Source organism: Bifidobacterium oedipodis (genome assembly GCF_012932425.1).
GTDB lineage: Bacteria > Actinomycetota > Actinomycetes > Actinomycetales > Bifidobacteriaceae > Bifidobacterium > Bifidobacterium oedipodis.
Window position 1 is genome coordinate 152,130 of the sequence record NZ_JAAIII010000003.1, and the last position, 19,512, is coordinate 171,641.

Here is a 19,512-nt window from a genome sequence, read left to right on the forward strand (position 1 = left end):
GGCCGCTGCGCGGTAAATCCACTACATTATGGGGGCACTGCGGTATTATGTAACGGTACACAAGGAGTGTGTCCTATGTCTTCACCGTCATCATTGTCAGCACTTGTTCCAGCCCCTGAAAACGAACCAATTGATCTTATTTGCCCGGCTGAAGGCACCACATTAGCGGTGTATCGGCGCGGCGTCGACCAGAACGCAGATCAGCAGATGGCAGACGCCGCATGCTTGATCGTCCGCGCTCAAACGTTGGATGAGTATTCGGCATGCCTGCATCTGGCATTCTGGGAGGCCGGCCAACGAGAGCGCGGCGAGGATCCGACTTTGCGCGTGGAGTTTGGCATTCCGCCGCAGGTCGAAGTGCCGGTACCATTCGATTTCCACTGGCTGGATGGGCAAACGCTGTTTGCCCCGCGCACATTGGGACGACTGAAGATGGTGCTGTTCGGCAAAGCGCTGCGCCGTTCTGATATCGAAGAAATCACGCTTGCCACCGCACCCAGTTTTGACGGGCGACGCATTCGACTGTGGCCGTGCAAGTTCGCTCCATCCATGCCTGAAATCACCTTGCCACGCCAGCCGCTTATTGACGAGCTTGGCCAATGGATACCCACTGATTGGCCTGGCAAAACCAAGGACCGCGCAACCTGTTCAGCCAATTTGCGCGCCATGCTCCGCGAATCTGCGGATTATGGACAGCTCGGCGAGCAACCCGACAATGTTTCCGACGGCCATCTCTGCGACCAGCCCATCGAACAGTCCGGCAGCTGCACCAGCAATCAGCCGGCCAAACCGACCAACAACGGTCGAGCTTCCACGGATCGCTTTGGCGGATGGATCGGAAAGACCTTTGCCGCAACCGGTTGGTTCCGCGTGGCCCGCGATAGCGAAGCCATCGACTCCACCAACCATCACAACGTTTCGCAATCCGCCATCGATCGATTCTGGCTCGTGGATCCGGACGGCCACGCTTTCATTTCTGCAGGTGTCGATTGCGTGGGGGCTGGCATTGAAATCCGCGTCGACCCGGTGCTTCCCTGGCTGGATGAGCATGTCAAAGCGCTCACCGATCAGGCGCTCACCGCCGCAAACGACCCGCGTAACCAAGTCACCTGCGAACCACATACCGACTCTCGCACCAACCTGGCTGCCGAATCGCGCAATCCAGCACAGAATTCAGCACACAAGCCAGCGCAGGATCCCGACTTCCACTGGTCCGCCGATCCCAACGGTTGCGGCGGCATCAACGCAACCTACGACTACGCCATCGCCAACCTGCGCGCGGCATTCGGAGACGACTGGCGCAACGCATGGTCCACAATCACCATCAACCATCTGCATTCGTGGGGAATCAACACCATCGGCAACTGGTCCGATCTTGATTTCGCGCGCACCAGCGGTATTCCCTATGTGATTCCTGCGGATACCCTCACTTCGGTGGGCTTCCCCGCAACCGACACTATGTTATTCCGCGATTTTCCCGACGTATTCAGCTCGCAATACACCGAGCAGTCGCAGACCTATGCCCAAGGGCTGTTGCCATGGCGCGACGAGCGCAACCTCATCGGCTATTTCATGCGCAACGAACCAAACTGGGCGTTCGTCTATAACCTCAACATCGCCGAGGAAATGCTGGCCAACCCGGCGGACCTCACCTCCAAGCATGCTTTCGTTGCGTGGCTGCGCGACCGCTATCATAACGACGCACAGGCGTGGCGCGATGCATGGGCGATCAGTAGCTCCACAGCTTCCTGGCGCAACGGCGAGCGCAACGATGCGCACAACAGTGGCGAACACAACAGCGAGCGCGACGACGAAAGTATCAGCAATATCCACGATTTCAACGATCTCATCGCTCGCCCACGATTCCGACTATTGTCCACGCTGCCCGCCGCAACGGCGGATCTCAAAGCGTTCAGTCGCATTCTTATCGACCGTTACGTGCGCGTGCCGGCCGAAGCGTTGCGACGCGTGGATCCGCATCACCTCAATCTTGGTATGCGATACGCCTATATCACCGACACCGATCTTCTGGCCGGCAGCGATTGCTACGACGTATTCTCCATTAACAGCTACCAGCGCACGGCCTACGATCAGGTCGAAGCGCTTGGTCGCACGCTGAACATGCCGGTCATGGTCGGCGAGTTCCATCATGGTGCCACCGACCGGGGTCTGACCGCCCATGGCATTCGCGGCGTGACCTCACAGGCCGAGCGAGGTGTGGCATACCGGTATTACATGGAGCAGGCTGCGCGCAGTCCGTATTTTGTGGGCGCGCATTACTTCCAGTACAACGACCAAAGCTGCTTGGGCCGTTTCGACGGCGAAAACTACCAAATCGGGCTGGTGGACGTGTGCACGAGGGAATATCCCGAAATGGCGCAGGCCATGCGCCAGTGCACGGCTGTGATCCACGAGGTCGCCGCCGGCATCGCGCCCGCGTTCGACCGTCTGCCCGCGGAGGTCAATCCGATTCATTACTGAAAGTCATTACTGAAAGAGCCATTCCGTTGGCTGCTTATTGAAATCCGTCCCCCAGGCGGAAGGTCTGCGGGACGGACAGGATATATTCAGCGCAACGGACGGCAATACGATCCGACCTCAGGGCGCACGGGCTGCAAGGTGCCGTCGGGATTATGCACCAGCGGGGCGAATACGGTTTCACGGTGGTTGCCATCGCCGCCCTCCCAGCGCCCGGCAGGATTGTAAGCGAAGCGATGGTAGGCGATAATCCATTCATCGGTGCCGGGAATGTTCACGATATTGTGGTGGCCGGTGGCATACAGCTTGCGCTCCGCATCCGGCATAACCAGCGGCATCGGCTCGCTCCAGGGGCCGGCGATCGACGATGACATGGCGTATTTGACGCAATAGGTCTCTTCGCGGGTATCGTTTTCGGACCACGAGGCATAGTAGATACCGTTGCGCTCATGAATCCAAATCGCCTCGCGGAAGTCACCCGGCACCCACGAAATGGCGCGCGATTCATCAAACGACAAGCAGTCATCGCTGAACGGCGCAGCCCACGCACGACCATTGCCCCACAGGAACCACTGGGTGCCGTCAACATCAACGAAGACTCCGGGATCGATGGTGTGGCAGCTGAAAGTTCCTTTGCGCACCAGCGGTTCCGGCTGCGGCACGAATGGACCATAGGGCGTATCGGCCACGGCGGCACCGATCTGTGAACCGGCGACGAACAGGAACACATAACGGCCATCCTTGGCACGGATGACGGAAGGTGCCCAGGCACCATCCTCACCATGCCACCAAGGCACGTCGCGCAAATCGAGTGCAGGGTAGCGCTCCCAAGAAGCCAGATCATCGGATACGTACACGCTGAACGCAGTGCTCCCCCAATTATCGACGCCATCATCCGTGCAATACAGGAAGTAACGGTTGTCGAAAATCGTCAGATTCGGATCCGCACAATACCGGTGCAGCGGATTGGTGGCCAGTCGCGCGTTGTTGACGCGATGAGGCAGCCCTTCGCGCGACGCGTCATCTGCCACTGCAACCACCGTCTTCATCGGCTTGGTGAACTGCATACTTTCTCCTTCTCCAAGGCCACCTTTGTGTAAAACCTCAGGGTTTCACACTGTGGCATTGCTTATTGCAATATATTGGTTGACACGATTCAAAAGTCAGCAATTTCATATATACACCCACTGTTGAATCGCGTCAAATTATTGAGGTACAGTAGCAGTAGAAAAGCAATCTCTATCCACCTGCTGCTTCAGCACCCTGCATATCGCAGATTCCACGGAGGTCACAGCCATGGTCACTATGAGCGACGTCGCCAAAGCGGCCGGCGTGTCGCGCGCCACCGCATCCTATGCACTTCGAGGCGACGAACGAATCGCCCCCGCAACCGCCGAACGGGTGCGCCAAGCGGCACTTGATCTGCATTACACCACCAACCTGTCCGCCAGGTCGCTGCGTTCGGGCCGTTCAGGCGTAATCGGCGTGGCCATCTTCGAGCTTGACCACCCCTATCCCTCGGAAATGAGCGCCGCCGTCTCCCGACAGGCCGCACGGCATGGCCTCGAAGCCATCGTGCAGGAGACGTCGAATTCAAAAGACAACGAAATCGCCATCCTGCAGAAGGTGACCAGCCAATTGTGCGACGGCACCATCTTCAGCCCCGGCAATGTGTCCGACGAAGAAATCCGGGCCCTGTCCGGAGGCAAGCCGGTGGTACTGCTCGACGACATCTCCCCCGACCCCGTATTCGATTCGGTGGCCACACCCTGCGAACAAGGCGCCGAGGCGGCCATCGAACATCTGGTTAATATCGGCTGCCGGAAAATCCTAGTTATCGGCGCGCATTATGACGCCTTAGCTGACGATCGCGAAGTCACCAAAGTCTCCGGCCGGCGACTAATCGGCTGTTTCAACGCCTTCGAGAAGCTAGGCATCACCCCCGACCCCTCGCAGTTCATCCACACCAATTGGCGCACGGAAGACGCGCGACGCACCGCACACGCCATCGTCGATTCCGGCATTGAATTCGACGGCGTATTCTGCATGACCGACACCATCTCCCTCGGTTTCGTGCGCGGATTGGCCGATCGCGGCGTGCGCATACCCGAAGATGCGGCGGTAATCGGCTTCGACGGCATCAACGAATGCGACTATTACATCCCCACGCTGTCCACCATCGCCACCGATCTCAACGATCTTGCCTGCAAGGCCGTGGGGCTATTGCTTGAGCGATTTGACAACGATGCGGCAGGTCTTACCCGTCCTCCGCGTACACTCACCGCCGACTTCACGCTGGTCCAACGCGAATCAACCACGCGACGATGATCCGGCGAGCTTCTATGAATCGCCTGCGGGCATCCGCCGACCGCTTACCTAGCCGCATACCCAATCACACGTCGATCGCACGATAACCACACACCGACCACCCACCAAGCAAGGCGACACGCCCATCAGCCTTGCGTTCAACCTAACTTGAATATGTACCGTTACACAACGAAGCTGATCATACAGCACCACCGCATGTCCGAATCCACAAAGGAGTCACTATGAAGTATCGCAACGTCGGCAAAGCCGGCATCAAAGTTTCCGAAATCGCCCTCGGCAGCTGGCTGACCAAACTGGAAGACACGGAGGCCGTGGATGCCGCCATGCAAGTGGCCAACGACGCCTTCGACGCCGGCGTGAACTTCTACGACTGCGCTGACGCCTACTCCGGCGGTGACGCCGAAAAGTTCCTGGGAACTTTCATCGCCCAGCACACCCGCGAGGATCTGGTCGTCTCATCCAAGGTCTATTTCGGCACCGGCAAATCCGTCAACGGTCGTGGCCTGAGCCGCAAGCATATCTTCAACAACTGCGAGCGTTCCCTCAAGAACCTCAACACCGACTACATCGACCTCTACTACTGCCACCGCTTCGACGAAACCACTCCGCTGGAGGAGACGTTGCAGGCGCTGAGCGATCTGGTGGATCAGGGCAAAATCCTGTATTACGGCGTTTCCGAAGAATGGAGCGCCGCGCGACTGGAGCGTGCCGAGCGCATCATCAGCGAACGTGGTCTGCATCCGCTGACCGTGATCCAGCCGCAGTACAACATGATGGATCGCTATATCGAGCACGAAATCATCGAAACTGCCGAGCGCTACGGCATGGGCATCACCCCGTTCTCCCCGCTGGCGCAAGGTTTGCTGACCGGCAAGTATCGCAAGGGCGAACCGCTGCCGGCGGGTTCACGTGCCACTTGGCAGGCTGATCACCAGATCAACGATCTGCTCACCGACGATAATCTCGACAAGGTCGAAGCACTCAGGGGCGTTGCCGACGAGCTGGGTCTGACCATGCCGGCGCTGGCGCTGGCTTGGATTCTGCGCCTGCCGGTTATCAGCTCGGTAATTGTGGGTGCTCATACGCCGAAGCAGCTCGCTTCGAATATCGCGGCTGCCGGCGTCGAGCTTCCTGCCGACGCATTGAAGCAAATCGACGATATTCTCGGCTTCCGTCGCTTTGAGCGTCACGTCGGCTGAGTTTGTGCCAGGTTCCTTCTGGCTTTTCACCTTCTGACCATCCGCCCTTGCGCTTTGCCGGTTCGACCATTCAGCCTGGTTCGACCATTCAGCACAGAATCGAATGAAGCGCGAGGGCGGAGTTGTCGGTCAGAGAGGCAACCTGGTCGATGGCGACCCGCAACCGTTCATCGTCGCTACCGGCTTCCCTCCAGTCGCCTAGGAATTGGCTTTCCAGCGCGTCGGAAGGCGCGGGACTATCAGCCATCAGCACCTCGACCAGATCCGCGACAATAGTCAATTCCGTGCGATGAAGCGGCTCGTGCTCGCGTGGCGCCATAACAAAGGCAACGGCGATGCCTTTGAGCGCCACGATCTCATAGCTGGTTTCCTCAGGCCTGATCACCGACGCCGAATATCGCGTCAAAGGACCTGAACCATACAACTCGCGAGTGGCAGTTTCCACTGATCTGCAGAACCGTCCGATCAAATCAGACGTCATATTCTTCAACCGTGCCAAATCCGCTCTGGAACCGTCGAAACAACGAGGCAGCAGATGCTCTCGCCGCAAGCGCAGGAAAGCAGCAAGCAGCTTATCCGGATCCCATTGGCTGCCATACCAATTCCTCGTCTGTTCGATGACATAATCCAGCATCCGAGCGTCGGCAAGGGCAATGGGATTGAACGCACCGGTGACGATGGAATCTTCCACGTCATGCACCGAATAGGCGATATCATCCGCCAAATCCATAATCTGGCATTCCATCGGTTTGACGTGCGTATCAGTACGGCCGCTTTTCAGCCATCGAAACACCGGCTCATCATCGGGGTAAACGCAGAATTTGCGACTGCCAGCACCACCGTATCGTTCGGCTTCAGCCAACGTCCACGGATATTTAACGGCAGCGTCCAACGAGGCGCGAGTTAGGTTCACGCCAGCGGGTGAACCATCCGGATGGGTGATTTTCGGTTCCAGCCTGGTCAGGATGCGCAAGGTCTGCGCGTTGCCTTCAAAACCTCCAATGCCCTGGGCGATGTCGGCAAGCGCTTTCTCGCCGTTATGGCCGAAGGGCGGATGCCCTAAATCGTGGGCAAGGCAGGCGCAGTCGACCACGTCGGGGTCACAGCCCAGCATCTGTGCAATCTGCCGACCAATTTGAGCGACTTCCAACGTATGCGTGAGCCGGGTGCGCGCAAAGTCATCGGTACCAGCCACCAGCACCTGGCTTTTGGCACCGAGCCTGCGCAGTGCCGACGAGTGGATGAGTCGCGCACGGTCGCGCTCGAAGGCGGTACGCAACTTGGATTTTGGCGGCTCGAGAACCCAACGCTCCTCGTCGCTGGCGGTATACCCCTCCCCCACCAGCACCGTTTCGCCGTCCGATGTTGTATTCATGCCTTCACTATAGACGCACCAAACGTCGCCCACGACGACATGCACCTCACCAATCCGTCTGCTATAGACAAATTCGTCGTTTTGAAGGGTGTTCGTACGGTGACGAACATATCGCCGACTATCACTACCCCCGAAATACAACGGTATATTGCGGGTTATTATTTCGTCACTTATCACTACCCCCAAAATATGCTGGCATTTCATGGGTTGTGATAGCTCTGGGGTATCACAACTCGACAGTTATCGGCATATTTCCGCAGTTGCGACAAACACCGTTTATCACAACCCTCAATATATGCCGATAACTAAAGGGTTGTGACGTCAGAGGAACGCTGACTAGGTATCACTAACCCTCAAATAGCACTGCATCTTCGACTTGTGATAATCGGCAAAATCACTACCCCGAATATATGCCGATAAACGCGGGGTTGTGACAGTGCCCCCGGCTACGCAATCAATAATTCAACGAATAATTCAACGCTGTGCATCGTTCCCGCGATTCCGCCATGCTTTGCGACGTCGATCAGCGAGCTCATTCATGCTCAGCCGATGAGTGAGCACAAACGGCTTGCCCTGCTTGGCGAACATACCGGCCACTTTCACCGCCAAAGCGGTCTGATGCCATGAATCCGCCAAATCCAGCTGTGTGATTACGTCAAATTCCCAGCCTGCCTGTCGCAGGATACCGGATTTACTATTGTCCCGACGCCACTGCTCTTTATCGGTTCGATGATGATCGCCTTGATAATCCAAAGCCACCCGCAACTGCGGCCATGCAAGGTCGGCGGTAATGCCCACGCCATTGTCATAATGTGCTCCAGGTACTTGATAATTTACGATGGGGAAAGGCGCTCCATATCTGGTCAGAGCCAGATGAGATTGCGTCTCCTTGGGTGAATCGGTATGCTCCTGCGCCAGTGACAGCGCAATTGAACAGGCTTTTCGCCTGTGCGCGAATGCTGGTTCTTTCAGCGCATTCTCAAAGTCAGGTCGAGTCAAGTCGGTATGTCTGAATATGGATTCCGTCAGTTCCACCATCTGCTCGATTGGCATGAAGCCAGCCATCTGCGACCATGCAATCAGAGGTTTGACGTATCGGATCAAACCACCGTTCCAGCGAACCACCACGGTATCCGACTCGCATAATCCCTGCCGGATGTGTGACTGCACATTTTTGCGCAGTTTACGTTTGCCGATACTGGAAAAGGTGACATGCAGCGTATCCGTATCCAACGTGTGTTGTGCCGGAACTTCTATGCGCTGCAATTGCAGAGCAGTGATATGGCTGAACGGCGCACGCGAATTCGCAGCTAAGCACCGCGCGAGCACATCCTCTCGCGTTTCGGACAGCGACGCCGAGGTAAGCGGCTTGTAGCGTGACTCGTCTGACGGCTCAGGCCACTGCGTCTGCGCCGTGATGTCAGCATTCGCCTCTGGATCAATCCGGGCACCAAATGTAACGTATTCCCCCATGGGGGCAGTGTAAGTGCCGCTTGTCAATGTATGCAAGCACAAACAACAATGTGGAGAGAGCTGCGAGCATTACGGCGTGTTGTGGATAACTTATGGACTGAGTTATCCACTTGATGCGGTTTTGATGGTCCTTTGACCGATATTGTCCACATCTGCGAGGGGAACGGAACATCAGTCGATATATCATCAACGCCGACATAAGGGTGCATATGAATTGAGCGGTGGGCAACCGTATGGGTAACGGTTGCCCACCGCTCAGGCTAGGTCGATTCGGCTCAGCGCAGCTCGACTTAGGTCAGTTCAGCGCAGCTCAGTGCGCTGGCTAGGTTCGCGACCAAACCAGCGCACGAGTGGCTTTCAGGCCTTCGTAACCTCGACGGCGAGAGCGTCGCCTTCGGTCACGGTCAGGGTGTCAGCCAAGGTTTCGCCCTTAATCAGGTCGGTGAACTGCTCGATCTTAGCCTTGTCGGCAGCAGGCACGGCAAGCTTCAGGCTGATGTGGTCGGACACGGCCAGATCGGCTTCCTTACGGGCATCCTGGATGGCACGAATCGCGTCACGGGCATAACCTTCGGCCTCGAGATCGGCGGTCAGGGCGGTGTCGAGGATAACGAAGCCGCCGGTGGGCAGCGCTGCGGACACGCTGGCAGCGGCCTCGGAAGCGTTCTCTTCCTCCACACGGTTGATCAGTTCGTATTCGCCCTCAACCAGTTCAAGCTCGCCGTTCGGGGTGTTGACCACCGGCACGCCGGCAGCGTTCACGAACCAGTCACCGGACTTGGACGCCTTGATGGCGAACTGCACCTGCTTGCCCAGACGCGGGCCGGCGGCGCGAGCGTTGACCTTGAGCTCGTGCACGATCTTCAGACCGTGTTCGCCAGCACCTTCGAGCGTGGAGAAGGCGATCTCCTTGATGTTGAGCTCATGCTTGAGCAGCGGCTCGTAGGCGGCCACAGCGTCCACATCCTCGGCAACGACGGTGAGCTTGGCGAGCGGCTGACGCACGCGGATCTGCACGGCCTTGCGCAGGGACAGGGTGCCGGAGACAACCTCGCGCACCTTTTCCATTGCGGCGACCAGTGCCGGATCGTCCACCAGCACGCGGCCGAGTTCGGTCGGCTCGCCGGTGGTCTGATCCACGACGAACGGCCAGTCGGCCAGATGCACGGATTCCCCACCGGTCAGGCCACGCCACACGGATTCGGCTTCCATCGGAGCGAGCGGGGCGAGCACGCGCATGAATGCTTCGAGTACGGTGTACAGCGTGTTGAATGCGGTTTCGTCGCCGGATTGGAAGCGTGCGCGGGTGTTGCGGATGTACCAGTTGGTGAGCACGTCGATGAAATCGGCGGCGGCATCGCAGGCGTCGGAGATGGCGAACTCGTCCAGCGACTTCTGGGCGGATTCGATCAGGCGACGGGTGCGGGCCAGAAGGTAGCGATCCATCTCAGGCAGCGAAGCCACTTCATCGGCCTTCAGCGTGCGCGCATTGAAGCCGGATGCGTTGGCGTAGAGTGTGAAGAAGTAGTAGGAGCTCCACACCGGCAGCATGACCTGGCGCACAGTGTCGCGGATGCCTTCGGCGGTGACGATGAGGTTGCCACCACGCAGAATCGGCGACGACATCAGGAACCAGCGCATGGCGTCGGAACCGTACTTGTCGAACACACCGTTGACGTCCGGGTAGTTGCGCAAGTGCTTCGACATCTTTTGGCCGTCGGAACCGAGCACGATGCCGTGGCAGATCACGTTCTTGAAGGCCGGGCGATCGAACAGTGCAGTGGCCATGATGTGCAGCGTGTAGAACCAGCCGCGGGTCTGGCCGATGTATTCGACGATGTAGTCGCACGGGAAGTGCTGCTCGAAGAATTCCTTGTTCTCGAACGGGTAGTGGAACTGTGCGAACGGCATCGAACCGGACTCGAACCAGCAGTCGAGCACGTCGGTGATGCGGTGCATGCGGCTCTTGCCGGTCGGATCGTCGGGGTTCGGGCGCGTCAGCTCGTCGATGTACGGGCGATGCATGTTGATTTCGCCCTTCTCGTCGCGCGGATAGTCGCCGAAGTCGGCCTTGAGCTCCTCCAGAGAGCCGTACACGTCGACGCGCGGATACTTCGGATCGTCGCTCACCCACACCGGAATCGGGCTGCCCCAGAAGCGGTTGCGGGAGATGGACCAGTCACGCGCGTTGGCCAGCCACTTGCCGAACTGGCCGTCCTTGACGTTGCCGGGGATCCAGTTGATCTCTTGGTTGAGTTCCAGCAGACGATCCTTGATCTTGGTGACGGAAACGAACCAGGAGCTCACCGGCTTGTAGATCAGCGGGGTGGCGCAGCGCCAGCAGTGCGGGTAGGAGTGCACGTAGCTCTTCTCCTGGAAGAGGATCGCGCGATGCTCTTCGGGGATGCGGGCCAGCGGGCCGTCGCCGGCCCTGAGGTTGCGCAGGATCGGCAGGTTCGCGTCGAATACGTACATGCCTTCATAGTCCGGGCACAGAGAGTTGAACACGCAGGCCTCGTCCAGCACGTCCACGGACTTGATGTCGTGCTTGTTGAGCGTGGCCATATCGTCCTCGCCGTACGGTGCCTGGTGCACCAAGCCGGTACCTTCGACGGTATCGACGTAGTCGGCGGTGAAGATCTGGAAGGCGTTCGGACCGGGGGTGCCGCCTTCGGCGAGCGCATCGTCTCCGGCGAAGAACGGGAACACCGGCCAGTAGCGCCAGCCGGCCATATCGGCGCCCTTGAGCTCGCGCACGACCTCGTAGTTCTCGCCCAGTTCCTTGGTGTAGGAGGCGAGCAGGGGCTTGCCGAGGTAGAACTTCTTGCCGGCGAACTTGCCTTCGGTCGGGCGCACTTCGACGTAGTCAATGTCGGCACCGACCACGATGGCGAAGTTGGTGGGCACGGTCCACGGGGTGGTAGTCCAGAAGACTGCGTAGGCGTCCTCTTCGTCGCGAAGCTTGACGGCCACGGAGACGGTGGTGTCCTGACGATCCTGGTAGACGTCGGCATCCATGCGCAGCTCATGGGCCGAAAGCGGCGTCTGATCCTTCGGGCAGTACGGCAGCACGCGGTAGCCCTTGTAAGCCAGGCCCTTATCGTAGAGCTGCTTGAACGCCCACATCACCGATTCCATGTACGGGATGTTCAGGGTCTTGTAGCCGTGTTCGAAGTCCACCCAGCGGGCCTGACGGTGCACGTAGTTCTGCCATTCGTTGGTGTACTTGAGCACGGAGGCGCGGCAGGCGGCGTTGAACTTGGCGATGCCCATCTCGTGGATCTCGTCCACGGAGTCGATACCGAGTTCCTTCTGTGCCTCAAGCTCAGCGGGCAGGCCGTGGGTGTCCCAGCCAAACACACGGTTGACTTTGTGACCCTTCATGGTCTGGTAACGCGGGATCACGTCCTTGGCGTAGCCGGTCAGCAGGTGGCCGTAGTGCGGCAGACCGTTGGCGAAGGGCGGGCCGTCGAAGAACACGAACTCGTTCTGGCTGTGGTCGCCGGAGGGGCGACGCTCGATGGACTTGCTGAAGGTCGCATCCTGGTCCCAATAGTCGAGAACGCTTTCCTCCATATCGGGGAAGCTGGGGTTCGGCGCGACGTGCGCGGTCTGCCCGCCCTCGTTCGCCTTGGGATAGACGTTGGTATGTTCGCTCACCGTGTGGTTCTCCTCGTGTGAGATCATCGTTGGTTTTCTCACGAGGACGACAGCAAAACCCTTGGAAAAGGGCCCGCCACCGCGGTACCACCTCGCTTGCCGCGCATCCCAGTAAGCTGAGATTCGCGCGACCGCTTGCGACCGGCTGTTTCGGGCCGGACCCGTCGGTTCTACTGGGCATGAACCGTGCGCCGTATCAAGCGCCACAAGCCGATGCCGTTCTTCCGAACACTCCCCGCTGATAACGGATCATCGCGTCACAACGCCGCCTATATTAGCACCGCCCACCGGACGTTGAGCCATCCAAAGGTCACTTATGTTCAGGATATGCGACGATGTTGGCCAGAATGTTTTTGCTATTCAAAATAGCTTCTATGTCACCAAGCATGTTTGCCAGTCGCAATCAGACTATCGATGTCTGCGAAAGCATTCTCCAAACGCTCAGTATGGTACATCTCATAGTTAGCAAGAATTTCTTGCTCTAGACCGTGGCTGCGCCATGATTCAAGTGCTTGATCCGCAGATATACCCTTGTACGCAGCGTAATGCTCCAACAGATAGATAAAGAATTCCATATCCTTAGGCAACTTCATCCCTCCTGAGATAGAGCGAATTGCGTGGATCGCCAGTCACTTGTTCGCTCTCCCACATATCGAAGATGCCCATTGGAGAGAACTCCTCCATTTCCAGCGAAGCATCATTGAACATGCGGTAGGTTTCGGATGCAAGGTAAGCATGCAACGCGTCCAACGGAGCAATACCATATTTCTCGTTAATCATCCGAGTCAGTTCGCTGTCATAATAGCTATTGATCTCAGCCTGCTCTTCAACCGTCATGCCGTTAGCACCTCCTTAAAAGTCAGAGCATCCAATGCACTCTGCGTTTTGAACGCATACTGGTCTTTGAGTTTTTGTGTCATCAACCGCCGGATGGCTTCTTCTTCGGTATAAATGTTGGCGAAGAATCGGCGCAGTACAGGCATGGTATTGTCGTTAGCTACCGGGCCAATAACAATATCCAGCTCAGGTTGTTCCGGAACGCCGTTGCGATTGGCACTCACGAATCGCAGCCAATCTGCATTGGCTCCATGGAACTCTAGAATATTCAAGTTGGGCGGCGTGTCTCGATCGAACCCAAACACCGAAATCAGAGCTTCTCCTTGACCACGACGACGGGTAGTCAATAGTGCCCAACGAGAGGCTTGCTCAAAACTGCTGGTGAGATAGAAACCAGTACCGAAATCCAGTCGACGATCACTATGCAATAGTTTTGGACTACGAACTTCCACATTACTACCGTGATAAAGCAACATCAGCGTTCACCACCTTCGTTGAGTGATATCGTGTTCAGTGGAACTTCCTTAATATTACGTAGCAATCCCAGCTTACGCTAATAAGAAAGTGCTTTGGTGACCCGCACAGCGCACGATGAGGACGCAGGTTAGCAGGATTATAGTGGAAATTGAGCCAAAGAGCAGTCCGGCTTTGAGGTTGTTGTCAACTACTACGTGCCTGCACCGTTGCCATTATTCGACTATTTGAACATGCCGGCCAGTTCGCGAGTACGGTCACGACCGGTGAAATACCGTGAATGCGTGCGCTTAATCGCTTCCATCGAATCTGAACCGATGACCGCGACCTCCCAATCCGTACCACTCTTGCCCATGTCACGCACATAACCGGGGTCATTCACCGCTTCAAGATAGCCGTTCGGCCCGTCGTACACCTTGACCACACGGTCGCCAGTGCGGCGGTTGTAACGAATGAACATGCCCACCATAACGCGCTCCTTTCACTGCCGATTGTAACCCGCATGACCGAAGGCATACGCTCCAAAACAATGCGACAAGGATACGATCATTCGCTGTCATCTCATACACCGCGGTGAATTCCAGCGAACGAATTCAGTCGCGAGCAGGCAATTCGGCAACGCTGGCACGACGCACGATGAGGACGCAGGTTAGTAGGATTATGGCGAAGATTGAGCCGAAGAGCAGTCCGGCTTTGAGATTGTTGCCGTTGGCAGCGGCGATGAATCCGACTACAGCCGGGCCGCCGGCACAGCCCAGGTCGCCGGCCACTGCGAAGAGGGCGAACATCAGCGTGCCGCCGCCTGGCATCGCATCCGCGGCCAGCGAGAAAGTGCCGGGCCACATGATGCCAACCGAGAAACCGGTTAGCGCGCAGGCCACCAAGCCCAGCACCGGAGAAGTCGTCAACGCTGCGGTCACATAGGTGATCACGCACAGTATCGAGCTTGCGGCAATGAACGCCCGCAGATTGAGCTTGTGCCCCAGCATGCCGTAGATGGTGCGCGACAGGCCCATCATCAGCGCGAACGCGGCTGGACCGGCGAGATCGCCCACCACCTTGGTCACACCGAGTCCGGTTTCCGCGAAGGTGCTTGCCCACTGGCTCATGCCTTGTTCGGCCGCACCCGCGCACAGCATCATCACGAACAAGAGATAGAACACCGGCTTGGCCGCCAAATCACCCAATCGCATCGTCGCCACGCCTTCGGGCACGATGCGTGGCATCGGTGCGCTCCAGAACATCACAATGCCGGCCAACGGCACAATCGCCCACAGACAGGCCAACACCGGCCATGTTCCCGTACCGAACACCCACAAAAACAGCGTGGAAATCACCACAGTGCCCAGTTGCCCCCAGCAATAGAACGAATGCAGCAGGCTCATCGCCTTGGCCTTGTGCTCGGAGGGACAGGCCTCCACAATCGGAGAAACCATCACCTCGATCAATCCACCGCCCAAGGCATACAACAGAATCGCAGCCAGAATGGCCCAGTATGGGTCGGGCACATGCGTGGGCACCAATCCCAGCACCAGCAGCCCCGCCGCAGCCGATATATGCGCCGCGATGATGCAGGGCTTGTAGCCGATGCGATCCACGAACCGTCCGGCCAGCACATCCACCACCAGCTGCGTGACGAAATTCACCGTGATCAGCGCGGACAGTCGCGCCATATCGATGCCCAACGTCGCCGCGAAGGTGACGAACAGCAACGGCATATAGTTATTGATCACCGCCTGAGTGATATAACCCACGAAACAGGCGATCATCGTACGGTTGTAGTTCGGCGCTGCAGCAGGTGCGGGAGACTGTGTCATACCGCTTAGGCTATCAGGAAAGCACCCGACCAGACGACACTATTGAACGGTGTCTCAATAGCTCAGACGTTGCCGCGCGCCTTTTGATCAGCCCAGGACTGGGACTGTACGTAGGTCACGGGGTCGGCACCGATACGACCGGCTTCGGTGTGCAACGCGTCGATGGCCGCGAGTTCTTCGGCTGTCAGGTCGAAGCTCGCGCTGGCTAGGTTCGCGCGCATACGCTCGCTGTGGCTTGACTTGGGGATGATGATGCGCCCGGACTGGGTGTGCCAGCGCAGCACCACCTGCGCCGGGGGCACGCCGTGCGCCGCCGCTGCGGCCAGCACCGGTTCGGCGTTCATATCGCCGCCGTGGCCGAGCGGGCTCCACGCTTCCACCGCGATGCCGTTGGCTGCGCAGTATTCGCGCACCGCCGGCTGCGAGTAGCTTGGATGCAGTTCGATTTGATTGACTGCGGGCAGTTCGCCTGAATCCTGCTTCAGCGCCTCCAGATGTTCGGGCAGGAAGTTGCTGACGCCGGCCACATGGATCGCGCCTTCGTCGCGCAGCTTGAGCAGGGCCTTCCAAGTTTGGCGATAGGCGTCGATGCGCGGCATCGGCCAGTGGATCAGATACATGTCGATAACGTCAACGCCGAGCTTGCGACGGGATTCCTCGAAGGCGATCAGCGCCTGATCATAGCCCTGATCGCAGTTGCGCAGTTTGGTGGCTACGAATACTTTGCCGGCCATGCCGGTGGCTTTCAAGGCCGCACCCACGGCTTCTTCGTTGTAGTAGGCAGCGGCGGTGTCGATATGTCGGTAGCCGATTTCCAACGCCTGTTCGACGGCCTGCTGCGTGCGATCGGCTGGAATCTGGAATGTGCCGAAGCCAACCTGCGGAATCGTGGTGGCGGATGTGTCGTGCAGCGTCAACTCCGGCGAGCGCAGTTCCTCGTTCATGTGGGGCTCCCTTCCTTGGACCTTATGCCCTGTCGCTGTTCATTGTAGGTGGTCGCGCGCACGACGGAGGGGTTTCCGTCACTGAGTTGCCATGGCTCCTATGCGGCTCTCATCCCCATCCAGCAACTTTTCAGGAAGCTTGCCGTTAGCTTTTACGATTTCCGTGGGGCCATTGCCAGAGTGCGCAAAGGTGCCTTCCAAGTGCATCTTTCATGCTGAGAGCGTAAAAACACAGTTACGAATCCAGAAAGTTCATCATGTTCATACTCAAGAACGCCTGGCGATCGGTGACCCGCAACAAAGGGCGCAATATCCTGATCGTTATTATCGTCGCGATTATCGCGGCGGCGGCCACCATCGGTTTGTCCATTCGCAATGCCGCCGACACCGCGCGCGAAGAGGGGTTGAGTTCGACCACCGTAACCGCCACCATTGGCGTGGATCGCGAAGCGATGATGGGTCAGGCTATGCCGGCCTCTGACACCGATGACTCCTCCGATTCCAATGATTCATCCGATTCCAGCGCATCCGAGGGCTCGTCATCCGCTCCTGATTTCGAATCGATGCGCGAGGCATTGAACCAAGACTCGCTGTCACTTGACGAGTACGAGGATTACGCCGACGCCTCCAGTGTGCCGGTTAGCACGTATTACACCGAGACCACGGCGGTGAATGCCACCGACGCCTTCCAGCCGGTGGAATCCAGCACGTCAGCCACCAATCGCGGCGCAGATGATTCCGATGACTCTGATGATTCCTCCGATTCCGACAGCTCGTCCGATTCCGCAAATTCCTTTGATGCCTCCAATGTGCCATCCATGCCCGGCGGCATGGGAGGCGACCAAGGTACCTCATTCATGACCTCCGGTGATTTCTCACTGGTTGGTTTCTCTTCCGACACCGCCGTAGCGAATGCCACGAACGGCTCCTTCACCATGTCCGATGGCGAAGTGTTCGGCTATGACGAGGATTCCGAGGGCGATGTGATCATCCCCAGCGCTTTGGCCAGCTTCAACGATCTTGAGGTGGGCGACACCATCACTGTCGCCGATTTGTCCAGCGACGACACCACCTACACGCTGACCATTGTGGGCATTTATAAGAACACCACCTCATCCAACACCGGTATGGGCGGCCCGATGGGTGGCACCTCCTCCGACCCGGACAATGCGATCTACACCTCCGTGGGCACGCTGAAGGCCCTGGGGCTCGACACTGAGAGCGCAGCAAGCGATGACGCAACCGACGATTCCAGCGATTCCAGCGATTCCAGCGACTCATCCGCACAAACCTCCGCCTCCACTACCCAGCTGAGCTATTCCTACGTACTGTCCAGCAAGGATGACTACGAAACCTTCGCAGACGACGTGAAGGCGGCCGGTCTGGACGACACCTACACCGTATCGTCGGCCGACGTGGAGGAATACGAATCCAGCCTGGTGCCGTTGAATAATCTGTCGAGTTTCGCACTCACGCTGCTGATCATCGTGTTGTCCGTCGGCGCGGTCGTGTTGATTGTGCTCAATCTGTTCAACGTACGTGAACGCAAATACGAGGTGGGCGTGCTCACCGCCATCGGCATCAGGAAGTCCAAGGTGGCCGCCCAGTTCGTGTTCGAGCTGCTGATTGTCACCATGATCGGCATCGCACTTGGCGTGGCCGGCGGTGCGGTGGCCTCCGTGCCGGTGTCGAATCAGCTGCTTGCCCAGCAGGTCTCCTCGCAGGAATCCGAAACCTCGAACCAGATGGCCCAGTTCGGGCGTAACGCTGATATGCCTGGCGCTCCCGGGCAGGGTGGGCAGTCGGATTCCGACAGTTCTGATAGTTCCGACAGCTCCGACGCTTCCGACAACTCCAGCTCCTCCGATACAAACGCTGCCGGCAGCCCGCAGGGCAACGGCCAGCAGGGCGGTTTCCCCGGTTTCGGCCAGGCGGTTGATTATGTCAGCGAAATCGACGCCACCGTCAATCTCACCGTGGTTGGCCAATTGGTACTGATCGGGCTCGCCTTAACGCTTATCTCCGCATTGGCCGGCATTGTGGCGATTATCCGCTATGAGCCGCTGCAGATTCTCGCCGACCGTTCCTGAAAGGACTATTCCATGAGCAACACCACAGCAATCCAAACAAACACGATAGCTTCCGAAACGTCCGCCAAGGCCACCACCACAACGACCACTGCAACAACTGCAGCAACAGCCGATGCCCAGCCCATTCTGCAGCTGTGCAACGTCTCCTATTCCTATACCAGGGGCGGCAAAAAGGTGGTCAATAATCTGAGCCACGACTTCCATGCCGGCAAAGTCATCTCCATCACCGGTCCTTCGGGCGCCGGCAAAACCACGGTATTATCACTGTTGTCCGGACTGACTTCGCCCACCGGCGGCCGCATTCTCTACCAAGGCTCGGATTTGGCGAAATCCGATCGATACCGGTTCCGCAGCCATGACATCGGCGTGATTTTCCAAAGCTTCAACCTGCTGCCTGCACTCACGGTGGAAGAGAATATCGTGTTGTCGATGGAGGCCTCCGGCCGCACATTCGATCGACCCAAGCATGAGCTGGTGGTCGACTTGCTGGCCAAGGTGCGCTTGCCTGAAGAGTATGCGAACGAACGCATTTTGCATCTGTCAGGCGGCGAACAGCAGCGTGTGGCCATCGCCCGTGCGCTGAGCTACGAGCCGAACATCATCCTGGCCGACGAGCCGACCGGCAACCTCGATATGGCCACGCAGGATGACATCATGGAGATTTTCCGCCAACTGGCTCACCGAGAGGGCAAGTGCGTGATCATCGTGACCCACAGCCCAGCAGTGGCCGACCAGTCCGACGAGGTGTTTGAGCTCAAGCCGCTGCGTCGCTCGAACACACGAACCGCACAGCCCGGCTGGTCGCAGCGCACGACAACAGCCACACAACAGTAGCTC

15 protein-coding genes are annotated in these 19,512 nt (G+C 58.1%); 5 read left to right on the forward strand and 10 right to left on the reverse strand.

All coding sequences use genetic code 11. From position 1 onward, the window contains the following. Positions 1-75 precede the first annotated feature (75 nt). Complete coding sequence (locus tag G1C95_RS05775; protein ID WP_169172019.1) at positions 76-2,481, forward strand: glycoside hydrolase 5 family protein; 2,406 nt, start codon at positions 76-78, stop codon at positions 2,479-2,481. Positions 2,482-2,567: 86 nt separating this feature from the next. Here G1C95_RS05775 and G1C95_RS05780 read toward each other — a convergent pair whose 3' ends face one another. Then, the gene (locus tag G1C95_RS05780) at positions 2,568-3,545 is read right to left on the reverse strand and encodes a family 43 glycosylhydrolase (RefSeq protein ID WP_169172020.1); all 978 of its coding nucleotides are present in this window, start codon (positions 3,543-3,545) and stop codon (positions 2,568-2,570) included. Positions 3,546-3,774: 229 nt separating this feature from the next. Here G1C95_RS05780 and G1C95_RS05785 point away from each other — a divergent pair, with 229 nt between their 5' ends. Together G1C95_RS05785 and G1C95_RS05790 are read left to right on the forward strand one after the other, a co-directional pair. Continuing rightward, positions 3,775-4,806: a LacI family DNA-binding transcriptional regulator gene (locus G1C95_RS05785; protein WP_169172021.1), complete on the forward strand. Its 1,032-nt coding sequence runs from the start codon at positions 3,775-3,777 to the stop codon at positions 4,804-4,806. A gap of 221 nt (positions 4,807-5,027) precedes the next feature. Continuing rightward, the gene (locus tag G1C95_RS05790; RefSeq protein ID WP_169172022.1) at positions 5,028-6,005 is read left to right on the forward strand and encodes an aldo/keto reductase family protein; all 978 of its coding nucleotides are present in this window, start codon (positions 5,028-5,030) and stop codon (positions 6,003-6,005) included. An 88-nt stretch (positions 6,006-6,093) separates the two neighbouring features. Here G1C95_RS05790 and G1C95_RS05795 read toward each other — a convergent pair whose 3' ends face one another. The 9 genes from G1C95_RS05795 to G1C95_RS05835 all read right to left on the reverse strand — a co-directional run bounded on the left by G1C95_RS05795 (position 6,094) and on the right by G1C95_RS05835 (position 16,585). Further along, positions 6,094-7,380 (reverse strand): deoxyguanosinetriphosphate triphosphohydrolase, encoded by a 1,287-nt coding sequence (locus G1C95_RS05795; protein WP_169172023.1) that lies wholly within the window; start codon positions 7,378-7,380, stop codon positions 6,094-6,096. A 474-nt stretch (positions 7,381-7,854) separates the two neighbouring features. Continuing rightward, entirely contained in the window at positions 7,855-8,853 is a 999-nt protein-coding gene (locus G1C95_RS05800; RefSeq protein WP_169172024.1) for a hypothetical protein, read from the reverse strand. Between the two features lie 357 nt (positions 8,854-9,210). Further along, positions 9,211-12,513, reverse strand: a complete 3,303-nt coding sequence (ileS, locus tag G1C95_RS05805) for a mupirocin-resistant isoleucine--tRNA ligase (RefSeq protein ID WP_335341406.1) — start codon at positions 12,511-12,513, stop codon at positions 9,211-9,213. Between the two features lie 377 nt (positions 12,514-12,890). Next, a complete protein-coding gene (locus G1C95_RS05810; RefSeq protein WP_205832735.1) occupies positions 12,891-13,106 on the reverse strand; it encodes a DUF3791 domain-containing protein in 216 nt (71 codons plus the stop codon). Beyond that, entirely contained in the window at positions 13,093-13,350 is a 258-nt protein-coding gene (locus G1C95_RS05815) for a hypothetical protein (protein ID WP_169172026.1), read from the reverse strand. Before G1C95_RS05815 ends, G1C95_RS05810 begins: the two co-directional genes overlap by 14 nt. Continuing rightward, a complete protein-coding gene (locus G1C95_RS05820) occupies positions 13,347-13,826 on the reverse strand; it encodes a DUF3990 domain-containing protein (protein WP_169172027.1) in 480 nt (159 codons plus the stop codon). The genes G1C95_RS05815 and G1C95_RS05820 overlap by 4 nt, the downstream gene beginning before the upstream one ends. Positions 13,827-14,047: 221 nt before the next feature. After that, positions 14,048-14,293: a hypothetical protein gene (locus G1C95_RS05825; protein ID WP_169172028.1), complete on the reverse strand. Its 246-nt coding sequence runs from the start codon at positions 14,291-14,293 to the stop codon at positions 14,048-14,050. A gap of 124 nt (positions 14,294-14,417) precedes the next feature. Beyond that, complete coding sequence (locus G1C95_RS05830; protein WP_169172029.1) at positions 14,418-15,641, reverse strand: MFS transporter; 1,224 nt, start codon at positions 15,639-15,641, stop codon at positions 14,418-14,420. A gap of 62 nt (positions 15,642-15,703) precedes the next feature. Further along, entirely contained in the window at positions 15,704-16,585 is an 882-nt protein-coding gene (locus G1C95_RS05835; RefSeq protein WP_169172030.1) for an aldo/keto reductase, read from the reverse strand. A gap of 257 nt (positions 16,586-16,842) precedes the next feature. Here G1C95_RS05835 and G1C95_RS05840 point away from each other — a divergent pair, with 257 nt between their 5' ends. Together G1C95_RS05840 and G1C95_RS05845 are read left to right on the forward strand one after the other, a co-directional pair. Continuing rightward, complete coding sequence (locus tag G1C95_RS05840; RefSeq protein WP_169172031.1) at positions 16,843-18,675, forward strand: ABC transporter permease; 1,833 nt, start codon at positions 16,843-16,845, stop codon at positions 18,673-18,675. A gap of 12 nt (positions 18,676-18,687) precedes the next feature. Next, a complete protein-coding gene (locus tag G1C95_RS05845; RefSeq protein WP_169172032.1) occupies positions 18,688-19,509 on the forward strand; it encodes an ABC transporter ATP-binding protein in 822 nt (273 codons plus the stop codon). Positions 19,510-19,512: the final 3 nt, after the last annotated feature.

Bases quoted from the DNA above. Each gene is read 5' to 3' on its own strand.
- G1C95_RS05825 (WP_169172028.1), bottom strand. From the start codon at position 14,293: ATGGTGGGCATGTTCATTCGTTACAACCGCCGCACTGGCGACCGTGTG.
- G1C95_RS05820 (WP_169172027.1), bottom strand. From the start codon at position 13,826: ATGTTGCTTTATCACGGTAGTAATGTGGAAGTTCGTAGTCCAAAACTA.
- G1C95_RS05800 (WP_169172024.1), bottom strand. From the start codon at position 8,853: ATGGGGGAATACGTTACATTTGGTGCCCGGATTGATCCAGAGGCGAAT.
- G1C95_RS05775 (WP_169172019.1), top strand. From the start codon at position 76: ATGTCTTCACCGTCATCATTGTCAGCACTTGTTCCAGCCCCTGAAAAC.
- G1C95_RS05845 (WP_169172032.1), top strand. From the start codon at position 18,688: ATGAGCAACACCACAGCAATCCAAACAAACACGATAGCTTCCGAAACG.
- G1C95_RS05780 (WP_169172020.1), bottom strand. From the start codon at position 3,545: ATGCAGTTCACCAAGCCGATGAAGACGGTGGTTGCAGTGGCAGATGAC.
- G1C95_RS05810 (WP_205832735.1), bottom strand. From the start codon at position 13,106: ATGAAGTTGCCTAAGGATATGGAATTCTTTATCTATCTGTTGGAGCAT.
- G1C95_RS05835 (WP_169172030.1), bottom strand. From the start codon at position 16,585: ATGAACGAGGAACTGCGCTCGCCGGAGTTGACGCTGCACGACACATCC.
- G1C95_RS05785 (WP_169172021.1), top strand. From the start codon at position 3,775: ATGGTCACTATGAGCGACGTCGCCAAAGCGGCCGGCGTGTCGCGCGCC.
- G1C95_RS05840 (WP_169172031.1), top strand. From the start codon at position 16,843: ATGTTCATACTCAAGAACGCCTGGCGATCGGTGACCCGCAACAAAGGG.
- G1C95_RS05795 (WP_169172023.1), bottom strand. From the start codon at position 7,380: ATGAATACAACATCGGACGGCGAAACGGTGCTGGTGGGGGAGGGGTAT.
- G1C95_RS05790 (WP_169172022.1), top strand. From the start codon at position 5,028: ATGAAGTATCGCAACGTCGGCAAAGCCGGCATCAAAGTTTCCGAAATC.
- G1C95_RS05815 (WP_169172026.1), bottom strand. From the start codon at position 13,350: ATGACGGTTGAAGAGCAGGCTGAGATCAATAGCTATTATGACAGCGAA.
- G1C95_RS05830 (WP_169172029.1), bottom strand. From the start codon at position 15,641: ATGACACAGTCTCCCGCACCTGCTGCAGCGCCGAACTACAACCGTACG.